Source organism: Micromonospora yasonensis (assembly GCF_026013475.1).
Classification (GTDB): domain Bacteria; phylum Actinomycetota; class Actinomycetes; order Mycobacteriales; family Micromonosporaceae; genus Micromonospora; species Micromonospora yasonensis.
On sequence record NZ_JAPDPH010000048.1, the window covers coordinates 1 to 14,591 of the forward strand.

A 14,591-nucleotide genomic window follows, 5' to 3' on the forward strand; every position below is an offset into this window, starting at 1 on the left:
TACGAGGGCGACGCGCCCCTGGCCGAGCGGCGGGCCGCCGCCCTGGCCCTCGACTCGGCCCTGCTCGGCGAGCTGCTCGGCCGGGTCGACCTGCGGGAGCTGCTCGACCCGGCGGTGCTCGCCGAGACCGAGCGGCAGCTGCGCTGGTCGACCGAGCAGCGCCGGCCCCGCGACGCGGAGGACGTGGTCGAGCTGCTCCGGGTGGTCGGCGACCTGAGCGAGGCCGAACTGGCCGAGCGGGGCGTACCGGGGGCGTGGTTGACCGAGCTGGCGGCGGCCCGGCGGGTGCTGCGGGTCCGCATCGCCGGTGAGGAGCGCTGGGTGGTCGTGGAGGACGCGGCCCGGCTGCGCGACGCGCTCGGCGTGGCGCTGCCGGTCGGGGTGGCCGAGGCGTACCTGGCGCCGGTGGCCGACCCGCTCGGCGACCTGGTCGCCCGGTACGCGAAGACCCACGGCCCGTTCGCGGCAGCCACCTGCGCCGCCCGGTTCGGGCTCGGGGTGTTCGTGGTCGAGCAGGCGCTGCGCCGGCTCGCCGCCACCGGGCGGGTGGTCTCCGGCGAGTTCGCCCCGGACAGCGTCGGCACCCAGTGGTGCGACGCCGAGGTGCTGCGCCTGCTGCGCCGCCGTTCCCTGGCCGCGCTGCGCCGGGAGATCGAGCCGGTGCCGCCGCGGGCGCTCGCCGGGTTCCTGCCCCGCTGGCAGCAGGTCGGCTCGTCGGCCCGGGGCGTGGAGGCGCTCGCGGCCACGCTGGAGCAGTTGCAGGGCCTCGCGGTGCCCGCGTCCGCCCTGGAACGGCTGGTGCTGTCCGCCCGGGTGGCCGACTACTCCCCCGCCCAGCTCGACGAGCTCTGCGCCAGCGGTGAGGTGGTCTGGGCCGGGTCCGGGGCGATCTCCGGCGGGGACGGCTGGGTCACCGTGGCGTACGCCGACAGCGCGCCGCTGCTGCTGCCGCCGCCGGACGAGGCGCTGGCGCTGACCCCGCTGCACGAGGCCGTGCTGGCGGCGCTCGACGACGGGCAGGCGCTCTTCTTCCGCTCGCTGTCCGACCGGGTCGGCTCCACCGACGACACCGCCCTGGCCGCCGCCGTCTGGGACCTGGTCTGGGCCGGGCACCTGACCAACGACACCCTCGCCCCGCTGCGGGCCGTGCTCGGCGGCGGTGGGGCCCACCGCGCCCGGCCGTCCGCCCCGCGTACCCGCTACCGCCGGCCCGGCCGGGTGGCGCTGCCCAGCCGGGGCGGGCCACCCACCGTGGCCGGACGCTGGTCCCGGCTGCCCGAGCGGGACCTCGACCCGACCCGCCGGGCCGCCGCCCTCGCCGACCTGCTGCTCGAGCGGCACGGCGTGGTCACCCGGGGCGCGGTCATGGCCGAGCAGGTGCCCGGCGGCTTCGCCGCCGTCTACCCGGTGCTGTCCGCACTGGAGGAACGCGGGGCGGCCCGGCGCGGCTACTTCGTCGAGGGGCTGGGCGCGGCCCAGTTCGCGGTGCCCGGGGCGGTCGACCGGCTCCGTGCCCTGGCCGACCCGGCCGACGAGGGCCGGGGGCGGGGCACCGGCCCCACCGTGGTGCTCGCCGCCACCGATCCGGCCAACCCGTACGGCGCGGCGCTGCCCTGGCCGGAACGGGTGGTCGACTCGGGCGACGGGGCGGCCCCGGCGACCGGGCACCGGGCCGGGCGCAAGGCCGGGGCGCTGGTCGTCCTGGTCGGCGGTGACCTGGTGCTCTACGTGGAACGCGGCGGCCGGACCATCCTGTCCTTCACCGACGACACCGACGCCCTCGCGGCCGCCGGCAAGGCGCTGGCCGACGCGGTGCACTCGGGAGCGCTCGGCGCGATCTCGGTGGAACGCGCCGACGGCGAGGCGGTGCGCTCCTCGCCGCTGCGCGACGCGCTCACCGCCGCCGGCTTCCGTGCCACCCCCCGCGGCCTACGCCTCCGCGGCTGACGCCGCCGACGGCATCCCGCTCCGCGACGGGCTGCGGTGGGAACGCCGGCTGACCCCGATTCAGGCGAGCTTGGCGAGCACCCCGTCGTAACGCTTCCGCTCGGTGGCGGAGGTCTTCGTGCCGAGGTAGTTGAGCACCACCGCGCCCTTGCGGTAGGAGTCCGTCCCCCAGACCTCGGTCTGGTTGCTGGCGCTCGCCTCGTCCGGGAAGACGTACACCGAGACGGCGTCCGTGGCGATCAGCTGGGCGCAGCCGATGCCGAGGCCGTCCGGCCCGCAGTCCGTGGACCGGTCCCGGATGTTCGGCACCGCCAGCCCGGCGGCCTTGAACGCGTCGACCACCTTCCGGGCGGACGGCGTGCCGGCGGGCTTGGTCGGCATGGTGAACGGCGGGGTGGACGGGCTCTCGGTCGGGCGGGCCTTCGGGCGCCCCGGCCCGGCGGTGGCCGGCGCCTCGCCCGGCGTGGCCGCGCTGGTGGCCGGCGCCTCGGACCGGCCGTCCGCCGAGGCGCCGCGGTCCTTCTCGCCGGAGTCCTTGCCACAGGCGGTCAGCCCGAGGGCGATGAGGACGGTGGCGGCGGCCGACAGGAGGCGGAGGCGGTTCGTCACTTCGGCAGTGTGCCGAACGGCGGGCCGGGCCGGCACCGGCCGGTCGGCCACCGATGCCGCTCCGTGGTGTCCGGTTCACCCACCGGAGCCGAACCACGGCGCTCCCTCGCCGCCGGTCTCCTCGGTCCCGGGGAGCAGCGCCCACCGGCCGTGGAGGTGGGAGAGCGGCCGGCGGGTCGGCCGATAGCCTTCCGGCATGGCCCGGACCACCTGGATCTCGCTGACCACCGACTACGGTCTCGCCGACGGGTTCGTGGCGGCCTGCCACGGCGTCCTCGCCCGGCTCGCCCCGGCCGCCCGGGTGATCGACGTGACCCACCTGGTTCCGCCGGCGGACGTCCGCCGGGGTGCGGCGGTGCTCGCGCAGGCCGTGCCGTACCTCCCGGAGGGGGTGCACGTGGCGGTGGTCGACCCGGGCGTCGGCACCAGCCGCCGGGGAATCGGCCTCGCCAGCCCGGGCGGGCTGCTCGTCGGGCCGGACAACGGGCTGCTGCTCGACGCCGCCACGGCGCTCGGCGGGATCACGGCCGCGGTCGAGCTGACCAACCCGGCGTGGCTGACACCTACGGTCTCCCGCACCTTCCACGGCCGGGACGTCTTCGCGCCGGTCGCGGCCCGGCTCGCGCTCGGCGTACCGCTCGCCGAGGCCGGCCCGGCAGTGGATCCGGCGGCGCTGGTCCGCCTGCCCACGCCGGTGGTCCGCCGCACCGACGACGGGTTCGCCGCCGAGGTGCTCACCGTGGACCACTTCGGCAACGTCCAGCTCGCCGCCCCGGCCGGCCTCCTCGACGGGCTTCCGGAACAGGTCCGGGTGGCCGGCCGGACGGCGGTGCGCGGGCGCACCTTCGGCGACGCCGCCGTTGGGGAACTGGTGGTGTACCCGGACTCCGCCGGCCTGGTCGCCGTCGCGGTCAACACCGGCCGGGCGGTCGACCGGCTCGGCGTACGCCCGGGGGAGGTCGTGCCGGTCGACGGCTCCTGAGCGCGCACCGCCGGCCGAACGGCGACGTCGTCCGCGGATCCGGCGGCGGGTCGCCAGGAGATCCGGGGGAGCTCGGGAGAGAGGATGGACAGGTGCCCGAAGGCGACACCGTCTGGAACACCGCCCGCGTCCTCCAGCGCGCCCTGGCCGGCTCCCGGCTCACCGGCTCGGACTTCCGGGTACCGCAGCTCGCGGCGACCGACCTGGCCGGCTGGACCGTGCGCGAATCGGCCAGCCGGGGCAAGCACCTGCTGCTCCGGCTCACCGCCCCGCCCGAGGCCGCCGGGCCGCCGGCCGGGGCGGCCGCCGCCCGCCCCGACGCGGCCGGGCGGGACTGGACGCTGCACTCGCACCTGCGGATGGACGGCGCCTGGCGGGCGTACGCCCCGGGCGAGCGCTGGGCCGGACGTCCCGCGCACCTGATCCGGGTGGTGCTCCGCTCCCCCGGCGCGGTCGCGGTCGGCTACCACCTGCACGAGCTGGCGCTGATCCCGACCGCCGAGGAGGAGTCGCTGGTCGGCCACCTCGGGCCGGACCTGCTCGGCCCGGACTGGGACCCGGACGAGGCGGTCCGCCGGCTCGCCGCCCACCCGGACCAGACCATCGGCGAGGCGCTGCTGGACCAGCGCAACCTGGCCGGCGTGGGCAATCTCTACAAGTGCGAGGTGCTCTTCCTGCGCGGGATCTCCCCGTGGACGCCGGTCCGCGCGGTGCCCGACCTGGCCGGCACCGTCGCCCTCGCGCACCGGCTGCTGGCCGCCAACCGGGGCCGCTGGACGCAGAGCACCACCGGCTCGCTGCACCGGGGGCAGACCAGCTACGTGTACGGCCGCCAGGCCCAGCCCTGCCGGCGCTGCGGCACCGCCGTTCGCAAGGAGGAACTGGGCGACCGGGTCACCTACTGGTGCCCGGCCTGCCAGCCGGAGCGCCGCTGACAGCGGGCCGGTCCGTGGAACTTCCACGAACCGGCAAGATCCCCCCAAGATACGGACGATTGGGTACTTCCCTCCCGCCGGCCGGCGTCGCATGCTGCGGTGGAGTGCTCGCTGATCGTCAGCAGCGCGCACGCCCGCAACCCCGGGGGGTGGCGGCCGGCGCGCGCCGATCCCGGGGGGAGCCATGGCCCTGTTCCGCAGATTCCGGCCGGGCTGGGCGGACCGTGCCGCCCGGACCACCGAGGACCACGCGCCGACCGTGCCCGTCGCCCGGACGGCCGAGGAGGCGGCCGGGCCGGTGCCCACCAGCCTCGACCCGGCGGCCGTGCCGCGCTGCTTCGGCCCGGTGCCGAACTTCGCCGGGTCACCGCTGCCGGCGCCGGACCCGGACGGCCATCCGGTGCCCGGCACCGGCATCCGCAAGTTCGTCGACGCGCTGCCGCTGCCCGGCCCACTCCCCACCCCCGGGCTCGGCGCCCGGCTGCCGGTGGCCGTGCCCGACATCATCACCTGGCCGGGCTGCGACTACTACGAGATCGGCCTGCAGGAGTACACCCAGCGGCTGCACCGGGACCTGCCGGCCACCCGGCTGCGCGGCTACCGCCAGCTCAACCTCGGCACCGGCCCCGCCGGGCACAACACGGTCAGCCCCCCGGACCGGCCGTGGTACCTCGGGCCGGTGATCATGGCCCGGCGGGGGCGACCGGTCCGGGTCAAGTTCATCAACCAGCTCCCCACCGGACGGGCCGGCGAACTCTTCCTGCCGGTCGACGAGACCCTCGACGGCGCCGGCATCGGACCGCTGGACGGCCCGGCGCCGTACCCGCAGAACCGGGCGGTGCCGCACCTGGCCGGGGCACAGACCGCCTGGATCAGCGCCGGCAATCCGTGGCAGTGGGTCACCCCGGCGGGCGAGATCACCCCGTACCCGGTCGGGGTGGGGGTGACGCCGGTGCCGGACATGCCGCCGCCGGGCGCCGGGGCCACCACGCTCTACTTCCCGAACGACCAGAGCGGGCGGCTGATGTGGCTGCACGACAACACCCTCGGCCTGTCCCGGCTCACCGTCTACGCCGGGCAGCTCGCGCTCTATCTGCTGACCGATCCGGCCGAGGAGCGGCTGGTCGAGGACGCGGTGCTGCCGGCCGACCAGCTCCCGCTGGTGATCCAGGACAAGACCTTCGTGCCGGACGACGCCCAGCTCGCCGCACAGGACCCGACCTGGGACCGGGACCGCTGGGGCGCCAAGGGCAACCTCTGGCACCCGCACGTCTACCAGCCCCGGCAGAACCCCTACCGGAGCACCGGCGGCAACCCCACCGGCCGCTGGGACTACGGCCCGTGGACGCACGACCCGGACGGCGGCGCCAGCCCCTGGGTGGCCCCGGTGCCGAACCCGCACCACGACCCGGTCACCGAGCCGGACGAGCCGCCGCTCGCGCCGGGCGTACCGCACCCGTCGGCGGTGCCCGCGGCGTACGGGGACACCCCGCTGGTCAACGGGGTGGCCTACCCGTACCTGGAGGTGGAGCCGCGGGCGTACCGGTTCCGGATCCTCAACGCCTGCGCGGACCGCAGCCTCAACCTCCAGCTCTACCGGGCCTGCTCGGACGAACCGATGTGGACCACGGACGGCGCCGCCGGCGAGCCGGAGGCCGGCGAGGTGCCGATGGTCGAGGCGGTACGCGCGGCCGGGCGGCCGGCGTACTGGCCCACCGACGGGCGCGAGGGCGGGGTGCCCGACCCGCGCGCCGCCGGCCCGGACCTGATCCAGATCGGCAACGAGGCCGGCCTGCTGCCCGCCCCGGTGGTGCTGGTCAACCGCCCGATCGGCTTCCGGTACGACCGGCAGGACCCGGCCGTGCTCAACGTGGACGGGCAGACCCTGCTGCTCGCCCCCGGGGAACGGGCCGACGTCGTGGTGGACTTCGCCACCGTCCCCCCGGGCAGCAACCTGATCCTCTACAACGACTGCCCGGCCCCGCTGCCCCGGCTCGACCCCCGCTACGACCACCACACCGACGCCCCGGACCGCACCGCGACCGGCGGGCTGCCCCCCGCCCGGCCCGGGTACGGCCCGAACACCCGAACCCTGCTCCAGTTCCGGGTGGCCGGCACCCCGGCCGCGCCGTACGACCGGGACCGGCTGGCCGCCCGCCTCCCCGGCGCCTACGCGGAGAGCCAGCGGCCGCCGATCGTGCCGCAGCCGGCGTACGACGCGGCGTTCGGCACCCGTACGCCCCGGGAGACCCTGGTGCCGGCCCACGCCACCTCGGTCACCTTCACCCCGGCCGGGGCGGTCGCCCCGGTGACCCTGCCGCTCGCCGTCAAGTCGGTGGGCCAGGTCTTCGAGCCCCGGCACGGCCGGGCGGTGGGCCGGCTCGGCGTCGGTCACCCGCTCGCCGGGCCGATCACCCCGGGCACCCTGCCGCTCGGGCCGGTCGACCCGGCCACCGAGGTGCTGTACGTGGCCGACCCCACCGCGCCGGTCGGCGGGCCCACCGACGGCACCCAGCTCTGGCGGATCGTGGGGGACGCGCCGACCACCCACCCCGTCCACGTCGAGGGCTGCGACCTGCAGCTGGTCAACCGGGTCGGCTGGGACGGCGCGATCCGCCCGCCTGACCCCGGCGAGCTGGGCTGGAAGGAGACCGTCCGGGTGAACCCGCGGGAGGACCTGATCGTGGCGCTGCGCCCGATCCCGCCCAGCCTGCCCTTCAAGATCGGCGACAGCGTCCGCCTGCTCGACCCGGCCCGGCCGGCCGGCGTACGGCTCGACGCCAGCCCGGTCAGCCCGGTCGACGGGCGGCCGGCGACGGTGGTCAACCAGCTGGTCAACCTGGGCTGGGAGTACCGCTGGCAGACCCGGGCGGCGGGGCTGCGCGACCAGGGCATGATCCGGCCGCTGGTGCTCCGCGTCGCGCCCCGGGCGCCGACCGGGCTGACCGCCACCCCGGCGCCCGGCTCGGCCACCGCGCTGCCGGCCATCGCGCTGGCCTGGACGGGCAACGGCAGCCGCCCGCCGGCCACCAGCCACCTGCTGCAACGGGCCACCGACGCCGGCTTCACCAGCGGACTCACCGAGATCACCGTGGCGGCCACCGCCACCCGGTACACCGATGCGACGGTGATCCCCGGGATCACCTACCACTACCGGATCCGGGCGGAGAACGCGGTGAGCTGCTCGGCCTGGTCGAACAGCATCCCCGCCGCGGTGCGGCTCACCGCCCCGGCGAAGCTGACCGCCGCGGTGCCGCCGGCCGCGCCGCTGCGGGTCGCGCTGCGCTGGGCGAACCGCTCGTTCGCCACCGGGGTGGACGTGCAGCGGGCGACCAACCCGACGTTCACCAGCGGCCCGGGGACCACCGCCGTCACGGTCGGCGACGCCCACGTCGACCCGGCGGTCGCCCCGGACACCACGTACTACTACCGGGTACGCACCACGTACCTGGGCGCGGCCTCAGCCTGGTCCACAGTGGCCACGGTGACCACCCCGCCCCAGCCGGGGGTCCCGACGGCGGTCAGCGCCAGCGCGAGCGCGCCCGCGCCGGACACCGCCCTGGTGATCGTGAGCTGGGCGGCCGGGATCCCGACCGGCGCGGGCTCCGGCTTCGTGGTGCAACGGGCGACCGATCCGGGGTTCACCCGGGGGGTGGAGAACTTCACCGTCACCGGCCGGGGATTCACCAACACCGGCCTGGCCCGGGGCGCCACCTACCACTACCGGATCCGCGCGTACAACGTGGTCGGCACCTCCCCCTGGACCGCCCCGATCGCGGTCACCACCCCGCCCTGACGACCGCCGGCGGTTCGGGGGCGGCCCGCGGGAGTCAGGGGGTGTGGAGGGGGGCGTGGGGGGTGCGGAGTTCGGCGAGGGCGGAGGCGACGCCGTGGAGGAGGTCCGTGGCCTCGGTGAGGCGGGCGGCGGCCGGGTGCTCGGTGGTCGGCCGGGCGTCCTCGGCGAGGTAACCGGCGGCGGCCACCACCAGCCGCTCGTACGCGGCCACCCCGCTGTCCAGCTGGGCGGCCAGCGCGCCGTGCGCCTCGGTGAGCGCCGCGCGGGCCTCGGCCGGGGCGAGCCGGAGGGCGCGTTCCACGCTGGCCACCCGGGCGGCGAGCTCGCGCAGGGACCGGTCGGCCTCGTCCGCCTCGCGGACCGCCGGCTCGGCCAGCCCGTCCAGCCGGCCGGCCATCCCGGCCAGGGTCAGCGACGCCCGGTCCAGCCGGGCCCAGGCCTGCGCCGCGCCGGTGCCGCGCAGCGCCAGGCGGGACCGGACCCGGCGTACCTCGGCCAGCACGCCCGGGCCGACGGGGAGCCGTTCCACCGCGGCGACCAGCCGGGCGCGGGAGCGGGCGGCGGCCTCGGCCGGGTCGAGGGCCGGCGGCGCCGGCACGGCGGCGAGGGCCCGCAGGTCGGCCCAGCGCCAGGCGGCCACCGCGATGGCGCTGCCCGCGGCGCCGGCCCAGACCGCGTCCGGCAGACCGAGCCCGGCGTACGGGGTCAGCACCGCTGCCGCCCCGCCGAGCCCGCCGGCCAGGACGCTCCACCGGCGTGCGGAGCGCCGCAGCCGGCGCAGTCGACGGAAGTGTCGCGCCCGCTCGTCCGCCATCGTGCCTCCCCGCGTCTCAGCTGGTGGTGCTCTCCCCGGCGCCGCGCTCCCGACCCAGGCTGGCCCGGATCTCGTCGAGCCGGGCGGCGGCCGCCGGGTCGGCAGCCGGCTGGGGCTGCCCCACGCCGGGCCGCTCCTGACGGCCGGCGAGCTGCTCGCCGGCCATGCTCGACCGGATCTGCTCCAGTCTCGCCGATCCGGCGGAGTCGAGCGTCGCCTTCTGGATCTCCAGCATCCGGCCCTCGACCGAGTTGCCGGCCAGCTCGGCCCGGCCCATCGCGTCGGCGTACCGGCGCTCGATGCGGTCCCGGACCTCGTTCAGCGACGGGGTGCTGCCGGGGGCGGTGAGCGAGGACATCGACTCCAGCGAGCGGGCCACGCTCTCCTGCATCTTGGCCTGCTCCAGCTGGCTGAGCAGCTTGGTGCGCTCGGCCAGCTTCTGCTGGAGGATCATCGAGTTGTTCTCGACCGCCTTGCGCGCCTGGGCCGCCGCGCCGAGCGCCTGGTCGTGCAGGGTCTTGAGGTCCTCGGTGGCCTGCTCGGCGGAGACCAGCTGGGTGGCGAGGAGTTGCGCGGACTGCTCGTACCGGCCCGCCTCGGCCTCGTCACCCCGACCGCGGGCCTGGTCGGCCAGCACCAGCGCCTGCCGGGCGTTCGCCTGGAGCTGCTCGACCTCGGTCATCTGCCGGGACAGCTTCATCTCGAGCTGGCGCTGGTTGCCGATCACCGCGGCCGCCTGCTGGACCAGCGCCTGGTGCTGCCGCTGGGCCTCCTCGATGGCCTGCTGGATCTGCACCTTCGGGTCGGCGTGCTCGTCGAGCTTCGCGCCGAAGAGCGCCATCAGGTATTTCCAACCCTTGACGAACGGGTTCGCCATCTCCGCGTTGCCCCCTCAGTAGCGTCGCGTCGCCTCGACCGGGCCGGGCGGGGTCGACCGGTGGGTCGCGAGCCGTGCCTCCATCGTCTCAGGCGTACGCCGGCGTGGCACCTGGACGACCCTGGTCAACCGTACGCGGCGCTCGCCACCACGAACCACGTCGTGATCCGGGATCAGGCGGCGCAGACCACGTCCCGGTCGGCGGGGCGGACCCGGGTGCTGCGCAGCGTCGCCTTGAGCGGCCCGTCCTGCCGGACCTGGACCGCCACCGACCCGTCGGAGGCGACCTGGCGGACACCCCGGTTGGTCGCCTTGCGGACCGCGGGCGGAGACACCCGGGCCGGCTGGACCGGCTCGTCGGGCACCGGCACCAGCACGTCCGGCATCTGCTCGGCCAGGGCGACCGTGTCGCTGACCTCGCGGAGCAACTCGGACAGGCGGGCGCCGAGCGCGTCGCAGATCGCGGCCAGCAGCTCGCTGGACGGCTCCTTCTGGCCGCGCTCGATCTCGGAGAGGTAGCCGAGGCTCACGTTGGCGGCGGAGGAGACCTCGCGGAGGGTGCGGTGCTGCCCCTGCCGGCGTGCCCGCAGAGCGTCACCGATCACCCGGCGTAGCAGGACCATCGCACCTCCCCCTCACGGGAACACCATCTCCGGCCGACCGTACCGCGCCGGACGCAGTCGGCCGCCCCCGACGCCGGCGTCGGCCGCCGGAGCCTTCCCGCAACCGTACCCGTTGCGGGGCCCGCCGACATCCCGCCCCAGCCCTCGAATTGCGCGGTTCCGGCCACCGGAACCGTGCCGGGCCGGACGGGCGGCGCGCCCGCGGTCGGGCGTGTCGGGACCGGGTTCACCGTCGGCCGGCCCCGGCCGGGTCGGCGGCGTCGAGCGGACCGGTCACGGTCGGGTCCGCCGCCTCGGGCCCCCCGCTCGCGGCCGCGATCCGGTCGGCGAGCAACCGCAGCGCCTCGATCACCGCGGCGCTGCGGATGTGGTCCCGGCCACCGTCCAGGTCCAGCCGGCGGACCGTGGTGCCCTCGGAGCCGGCGGCGGCGACGTACACCAGGCCGACCGGCTTGCCGTCCTGCGGTTCCGGTCCGGCCACGCCGGTGGTGGCCAGGCCCCAGTCGGCGCGGCAGCGGCGGCGGCCGCCCTCGGCGAGCGCGGCGGCCACGTCCGGATCGACCGGCCCGCGCTCCGCGAGCAGGTCCTCGGGTACGCCGGCCAGCTCCGACTTCAGCTCGGTGGCGTAGACCACCAGACCGCCCCGGTAGATGCCGCTCACCCCGGCGATCTCCACGATCGAGTTGGCCAGCGCCCCGCCGGTCAGCGACTCCACCGTCGCCAGGGTCTCGTGCCGTTCGTGCAGGCTGTGCACCACGAAGGCGGCCCGGCTCGCGTCGACCCGCTCGTGCGTCGCGTCCATCCCCATGGTCAACACCCCTTCCCCGGCCGCCCCCGGCCTACTCATCCTTCCAGCCGGAGCTCCGAGCGGGTCGCGTCAGGGGGTGGGGCGGCGCAGCCGGAGGGCCTGGACGATGTAATCGAAACCGGTGACCACGGTGACCACCACCGCCGCCCCCATGATCCACGGGCCGACCACGGCCAGCGCGGCGGGCATCGGCAAGAGGTACCAGGTGATGGCGAGGATCTGGAGGGCTGTCTTGATCTTGCCGCCCCGGCTGGCGGCGATGACGCCGTGCCGGATGACCCAGAACCGCAGTGCGGTGATGCCCAGCTCACGGGCGAGGATCACCGCGGTCACCCACCAGGGCAGCCGGTCGTAGACGGAGAGCAGCACGAGCGCGGCGCCGGTGAGCGCCTTGTCGGCGATCGGATCGGCGACCTTGCCCAGCGCGGTGACCAGCGAGAACCGGCGGGCGATCCAGCCGTCCACCAGGTCGGTGACCGAGGCGACCACGAAGATCAGGCAGGCGGCCAGCTGCCAGCCGGCGTGGATCATCCCGGAGGCGACCACCGTGACGGCGAACACCGGCACCAGCACCAGCCGTACCGCGGTCAGCACGTTCGCCGCGTTGAGCAGGGGTACCCGGGCCGCCACCGTCGACTCCGCCCCGGTCATGTCCGGCACCGCACCACGTGGCTCCCCCGCTCCGTCCGGGCCCGTCGTCACCGTGCCGCGCCGGGCGCCGCCGAGATCATCTCATCCGGCACCGCGACCAGGTCGACACCCTCGGTCGCGGTGACCGTGGCGCGGACCAGATCGCCGGGGCGCAGCGCGGCCAGGTCGACCCCGCCGTCCGCCGGCGCGACCAGGGTGGTCGAACCGTCGACCTCGGGCGCCTGGTGGGCCGCCCGCCCCTCGACCACGCCGTCGGTGACCGAGTCGACCAGCACCTCGACCGTCGAGCCGAGCCGCTCCTCGGCCCGCTGCGAGCAGAGCTCGTCGGCGAGCGCGGCGAGCTTGTCGTACCGCCGCTTGATGGTGGCGGCGCTGACCTTGCCGGGCAGGCCGGCGGCCTCGGTGCCGTCCTCGTCGCTGTAGTCGAACACGCCGATCGCGTCCAGCCGCGCCTCGGTCAGGAACCGGACCAGCTCGTTGACGTCCTGCCGGGTCTCGCCGGGGAAGCCGACGATGAAGTTGCTGCGCGCGCCCGCCTCCGGGGCCAGGGCCCGGGCGGAGGCGAGCAGCTCCAGGAAGCGGTCGGTGGAGCCGAACCGGCGCATCCGGCGCAGCACCGGCTCGCTGGAGTGCTGGAAGGACAGGTCGAAGTACGGTGCCACACCGGGCGTCGTGGCGATCACCTCGACCAGGCCGGGCCGGGTCTCGGCGGGCTGCAGGTAGCTGGCCCGGACCCGGACGATCCCGTCGATGGCGGCGAGCTGCGGCAGCAGCTTCTCCAGCGCGCGAGGGTCACCCAGGTCCTTGCCGTACGAGGTGGAGTTCTCGCTGACCAGCACCAGCTCGCGGACGCCGGTCTTGGCCAGCCACTCCGCCTCGGCGAGCAGCTCGTCCGGCGTACGCGAGACGAACGCCCCACGGAACGCCGGGATGGCGCAGAACGCGCAGCGCCGGTCGCAGCCGCTGGCCAGCTTGAGCGAGGCGACCGGTCCGGTGTCGAGCCGGTGCCGCAGCACCTGCCGCAGGTGCGCCGGGGTGTGCGCGTCGGTCTCGGCGGCCACCCGGGTCGGGGTGCCGTGCCCGGGCAGGGACACCGCCGCCTCCCGCCGCTTCACCGGGGTGAGCGGCAGCAGCTCACGACGGTCCCGCGGGGTGTGCGCGTCGATCGCCTCGCCGGCGACGACCGCGTTCAGCCGCGCGGAGATGTCCGGGTAGTCGTCGAAGCTCAGCACCGCCTGCGCCTCGGGCAGGCTGTCGGCCAGCTCACGGCCGTACCGCTCGGCCATGCAGCCGGCGGCGACCACCTTCGCACCGGTGTCGGCGGCGGCGAGCAGCGTCTGGATCGAGTCCTGCTTGGCCTTCTCCACGAAGCCGCAGGTGTTCACGACCACCACGTCGGCGCCCTCGCCGTCGGTGGTCACCTGCCAGCCGTCGGCGTGCAGCCGGGCGGCCAACTCCTCCGAGTCGACCTCGTTACGGGCACAGCCCAGAGTCAGCAGCGCGACCCGACGGCCGTCGGCGTGAGAAGAGGAGGTGGCAGACACCATCCGAGGGTACCGGGCCGCGCCGGGAACCCACGACGGCCGCCCGGGCCGCGTCAGGGGGTGGTCGCGCCCACGCGGGCCAGGCGGTCGAGCAGGAAGACCTCGGTGCCGGCCAGGCCGGTGGAGCAGAAGACCGAGATCTGGTCCGCGGCGGTCCGGCCGGGGACCGCGCCCGCCAGCACCGCGCCCAGCTCGCGCAGCCGACCGGCGTACGGCTCGACGGCGGCCAGCATCGGCGGGGCGTACGCGGCGGCCTGCGCCGGCGAGTCGGTGACCAGCACCTCGGCGGCGTCCAGCAGGTCGGGGCCGAACTCGTGCCGATTGACCTGCTTGAAACCGACGGTGTTGACGTGGGTGCCCGGGGCGAGGTCGGCCGCGTCGAGCACCGGGGTGGTGCTGGTGGTGGCGAGCACCACCACGTCCCGGTGCCGGACCGCCTCGGCGGCCGAGCCGACCGCGCGGGCGGGCACGCCCAGCTCGGCGCGGACCCGGGCGGCGAACGCCTCCCGGCGGGCCGCCGAGCGGCTGTGCACGGTCACCTCGCGCAGCGGGCGGACCGCGGCGGCGGCCCAGACCTGGGTCCACGCCTGCCGACCGGAGCCGACCACGCCGAGGGTGCCCGCGTCCGGGCGGGCCAGGGCGTCGATGGCCACCCCGCCCAGTCCCCCGGTACGCCGGGAGCCCAGTTCCTCGCCGACCGCGATGGCGCGTACCGCACCGGTCCGGGCGTCGTGCAGCACGACCAGTTGCCCGCTCTCCGGGTGCCCGAAGGTGTCGTACGACCGGAAGCCGTACCACTCGCCGACGAGGTGGCCGGCGGTGAGCACCATCCGGCCGCCGCCGAGCGGGGCGGACGCCCGGGGCGGGGCGATCAGCCGGCCCTCGTACGCGGCCAGCAGGGCGTCCCGCATGGCGGCGACGGTGAGCGGGGCGTCCACGGCGGCGGCGACGTCCTCGTCGGCGAAGAGCGCGGTCATGACCACCATCGTGCAACCTGAAGTTCGC

General features: G+C 76.4%; 12 protein-coding genes. 4 read left to right on the forward strand and 8 right to left on the reverse strand.

What is annotated here, in order from left to right:
• On the forward strand, positions 1-1,947 hold a 1,947-nt coding region (locus ONA70_RS12975; RefSeq protein WP_454557355.1), incomplete at its 5' end, for an Lhr family helicase.
• 60 nt (positions 1,948-2,007) lie between these two features.
• Here ONA70_RS12975 and ONA70_RS12980 read toward each other — a convergent pair.
• Positions 2,008-2,556 carry a hypothetical protein gene (locus ONA70_RS12980; RefSeq protein ID WP_265006652.1) on the reverse strand — a complete coding sequence of 183 codons (549 nt, stop codon included), beginning with the start codon at positions 2,554-2,556 and terminating at the stop codon, positions 2,008-2,010.
• A gap of 196 nt (positions 2,557-2,752) precedes the next feature.
• Between ONA70_RS12980 and ONA70_RS12985 the strand changes: the two genes are divergently transcribed.
• From ONA70_RS12985 to ONA70_RS12995, 3 genes are all read left to right on the forward strand, one after another.
• Positions 2,753-3,538: an SAM hydrolase/SAM-dependent halogenase family protein gene (locus ONA70_RS12985; protein WP_265006653.1), complete on the forward strand. Its 786-nt coding sequence runs from the start codon at positions 2,753-2,755 to the stop codon at positions 3,536-3,538.
• A gap of 92 nt (positions 3,539-3,630) precedes the next feature.
• Positions 3,631-4,473, forward strand: a complete 843-nt coding sequence (locus ONA70_RS12990; RefSeq protein ID WP_265006654.1) for a DNA-formamidopyrimidine glycosylase family protein — start codon at positions 3,631-3,633, stop codon at positions 4,471-4,473.
• Between the two features lie 184 nt (positions 4,474-4,657).
• Positions 4,658-8,269 (forward strand): hypothetical protein, encoded by a 3,612-nt coding sequence (locus ONA70_RS12995; protein WP_265006655.1) that lies wholly within the window; start codon positions 4,658-4,660, stop codon positions 8,267-8,269.
• Between the two features lie 34 nt (positions 8,270-8,303).
• Here the strand turns inward: ONA70_RS12995 and pspM are convergent, their stop codons facing one another.
• From pspM to ONA70_RS13030, 7 genes are all read right to left on the reverse strand, one after another.
• Entirely contained in the window at positions 8,304-9,083 is a 780-nt protein-coding gene (gene pspM / locus ONA70_RS13000) for a phage shock envelope stress response protein PspM (RefSeq protein ID WP_265006656.1), read from the reverse strand.
• Between the two features lie 16 nt (positions 9,084-9,099).
• Positions 9,100-9,960: a PspA/IM30 family protein gene (locus ONA70_RS13005; RefSeq protein ID WP_265006657.1), complete on the reverse strand. Its 861-nt coding sequence runs from the start codon at positions 9,958-9,960 to the stop codon at positions 9,100-9,102.
• A gap of 173 nt (positions 9,961-10,133) precedes the next feature.
• Positions 10,134-10,583, reverse strand: a complete 450-nt coding sequence (locus tag ONA70_RS13010; protein ID WP_265006658.1) for a helix-turn-helix domain-containing protein — start codon at positions 10,581-10,583, stop codon at positions 10,134-10,136.
• 226 nt (positions 10,584-10,809) lie between these two features.
• On the reverse strand, positions 10,810-11,391 hold the full coding sequence (locus ONA70_RS13015; RefSeq protein WP_265006659.1) for a CinA family protein: 582 nt from the start codon (positions 11,389-11,391) through the stop codon (positions 10,810-10,812).
• A 69-nt stretch (positions 11,392-11,460) separates the two neighbouring features.
• Entirely contained in the window at positions 11,461-12,042 is a 582-nt protein-coding gene (pgsA, locus tag ONA70_RS13020) for a CDP-diacylglycerol--glycerol-3-phosphate 3-phosphatidyltransferase (protein WP_265006660.1), read from the reverse strand.
• A gap of 47 nt (positions 12,043-12,089) precedes the next feature.
• Positions 12,090-13,589, reverse strand: a complete 1,500-nt coding sequence (gene rimO / locus ONA70_RS13025; protein WP_265006661.1) for a 30S ribosomal protein S12 methylthiotransferase RimO — start codon at positions 13,587-13,589, stop codon at positions 12,090-12,092.
• 50 nt (positions 13,590-13,639) lie between these two features.
• Positions 13,640-14,563: an ornithine cyclodeaminase family protein gene (locus ONA70_RS13030; RefSeq protein ID WP_265006662.1), complete on the reverse strand. Its 924-nt coding sequence runs from the start codon at positions 14,561-14,563 to the stop codon at positions 13,640-13,642.
• Between the last annotated feature and the right edge of the window lie 28 nt (positions 14,564-14,591).

Bases quoted from the DNA above. Each gene is read 5' to 3' on its own strand.
- ONA70_RS12995 (WP_265006655.1), top strand. From the start codon at position 4,658: ATGGCCCTGTTCCGCAGATTCCGGCCGGGCTGGGCGGACCGTGCCGCC.
- pgsA (WP_265006660.1), bottom strand. From the start codon at position 12,042: ATGACCGGGGCGGAGTCGACGGTGGCGGCCCGGGTACCCCTGCTCAAC.
- pspM (WP_265006656.1), bottom strand. From the start codon at position 9,083: ATGGCGGACGAGCGGGCGCGACACTTCCGTCGACTGCGCCGGCTGCGG.
- ONA70_RS13015 (WP_265006659.1), bottom strand. From the start codon at position 11,391: ATGGGGATGGACGCGACGCACGAGCGGGTCGACGCGAGCCGGGCCGCC.
- ONA70_RS13010 (WP_265006658.1), bottom strand. From the start codon at position 10,583: ATGGTCCTGCTACGCCGGGTGATCGGTGACGCTCTGCGGGCACGCCGG.
- ONA70_RS13030 (WP_265006662.1), bottom strand. From the start codon at position 14,563: ATGACCGCGCTCTTCGCCGACGAGGACGTCGCCGCCGCCGTGGACGCC.
- ONA70_RS13005 (WP_265006657.1), bottom strand. From the start codon at position 9,960: ATGGCGAACCCGTTCGTCAAGGGTTGGAAATACCTGATGGCGCTCTTC.
- ONA70_RS12985 (WP_265006653.1), top strand. From the start codon at position 2,753: ATGGCCCGGACCACCTGGATCTCGCTGACCACCGACTACGGTCTCGCC.
- rimO (WP_265006661.1), bottom strand. From the start codon at position 13,589: ATGGTGTCTGCCACCTCCTCTTCTCACGCCGACGGCCGTCGGGTCGCG.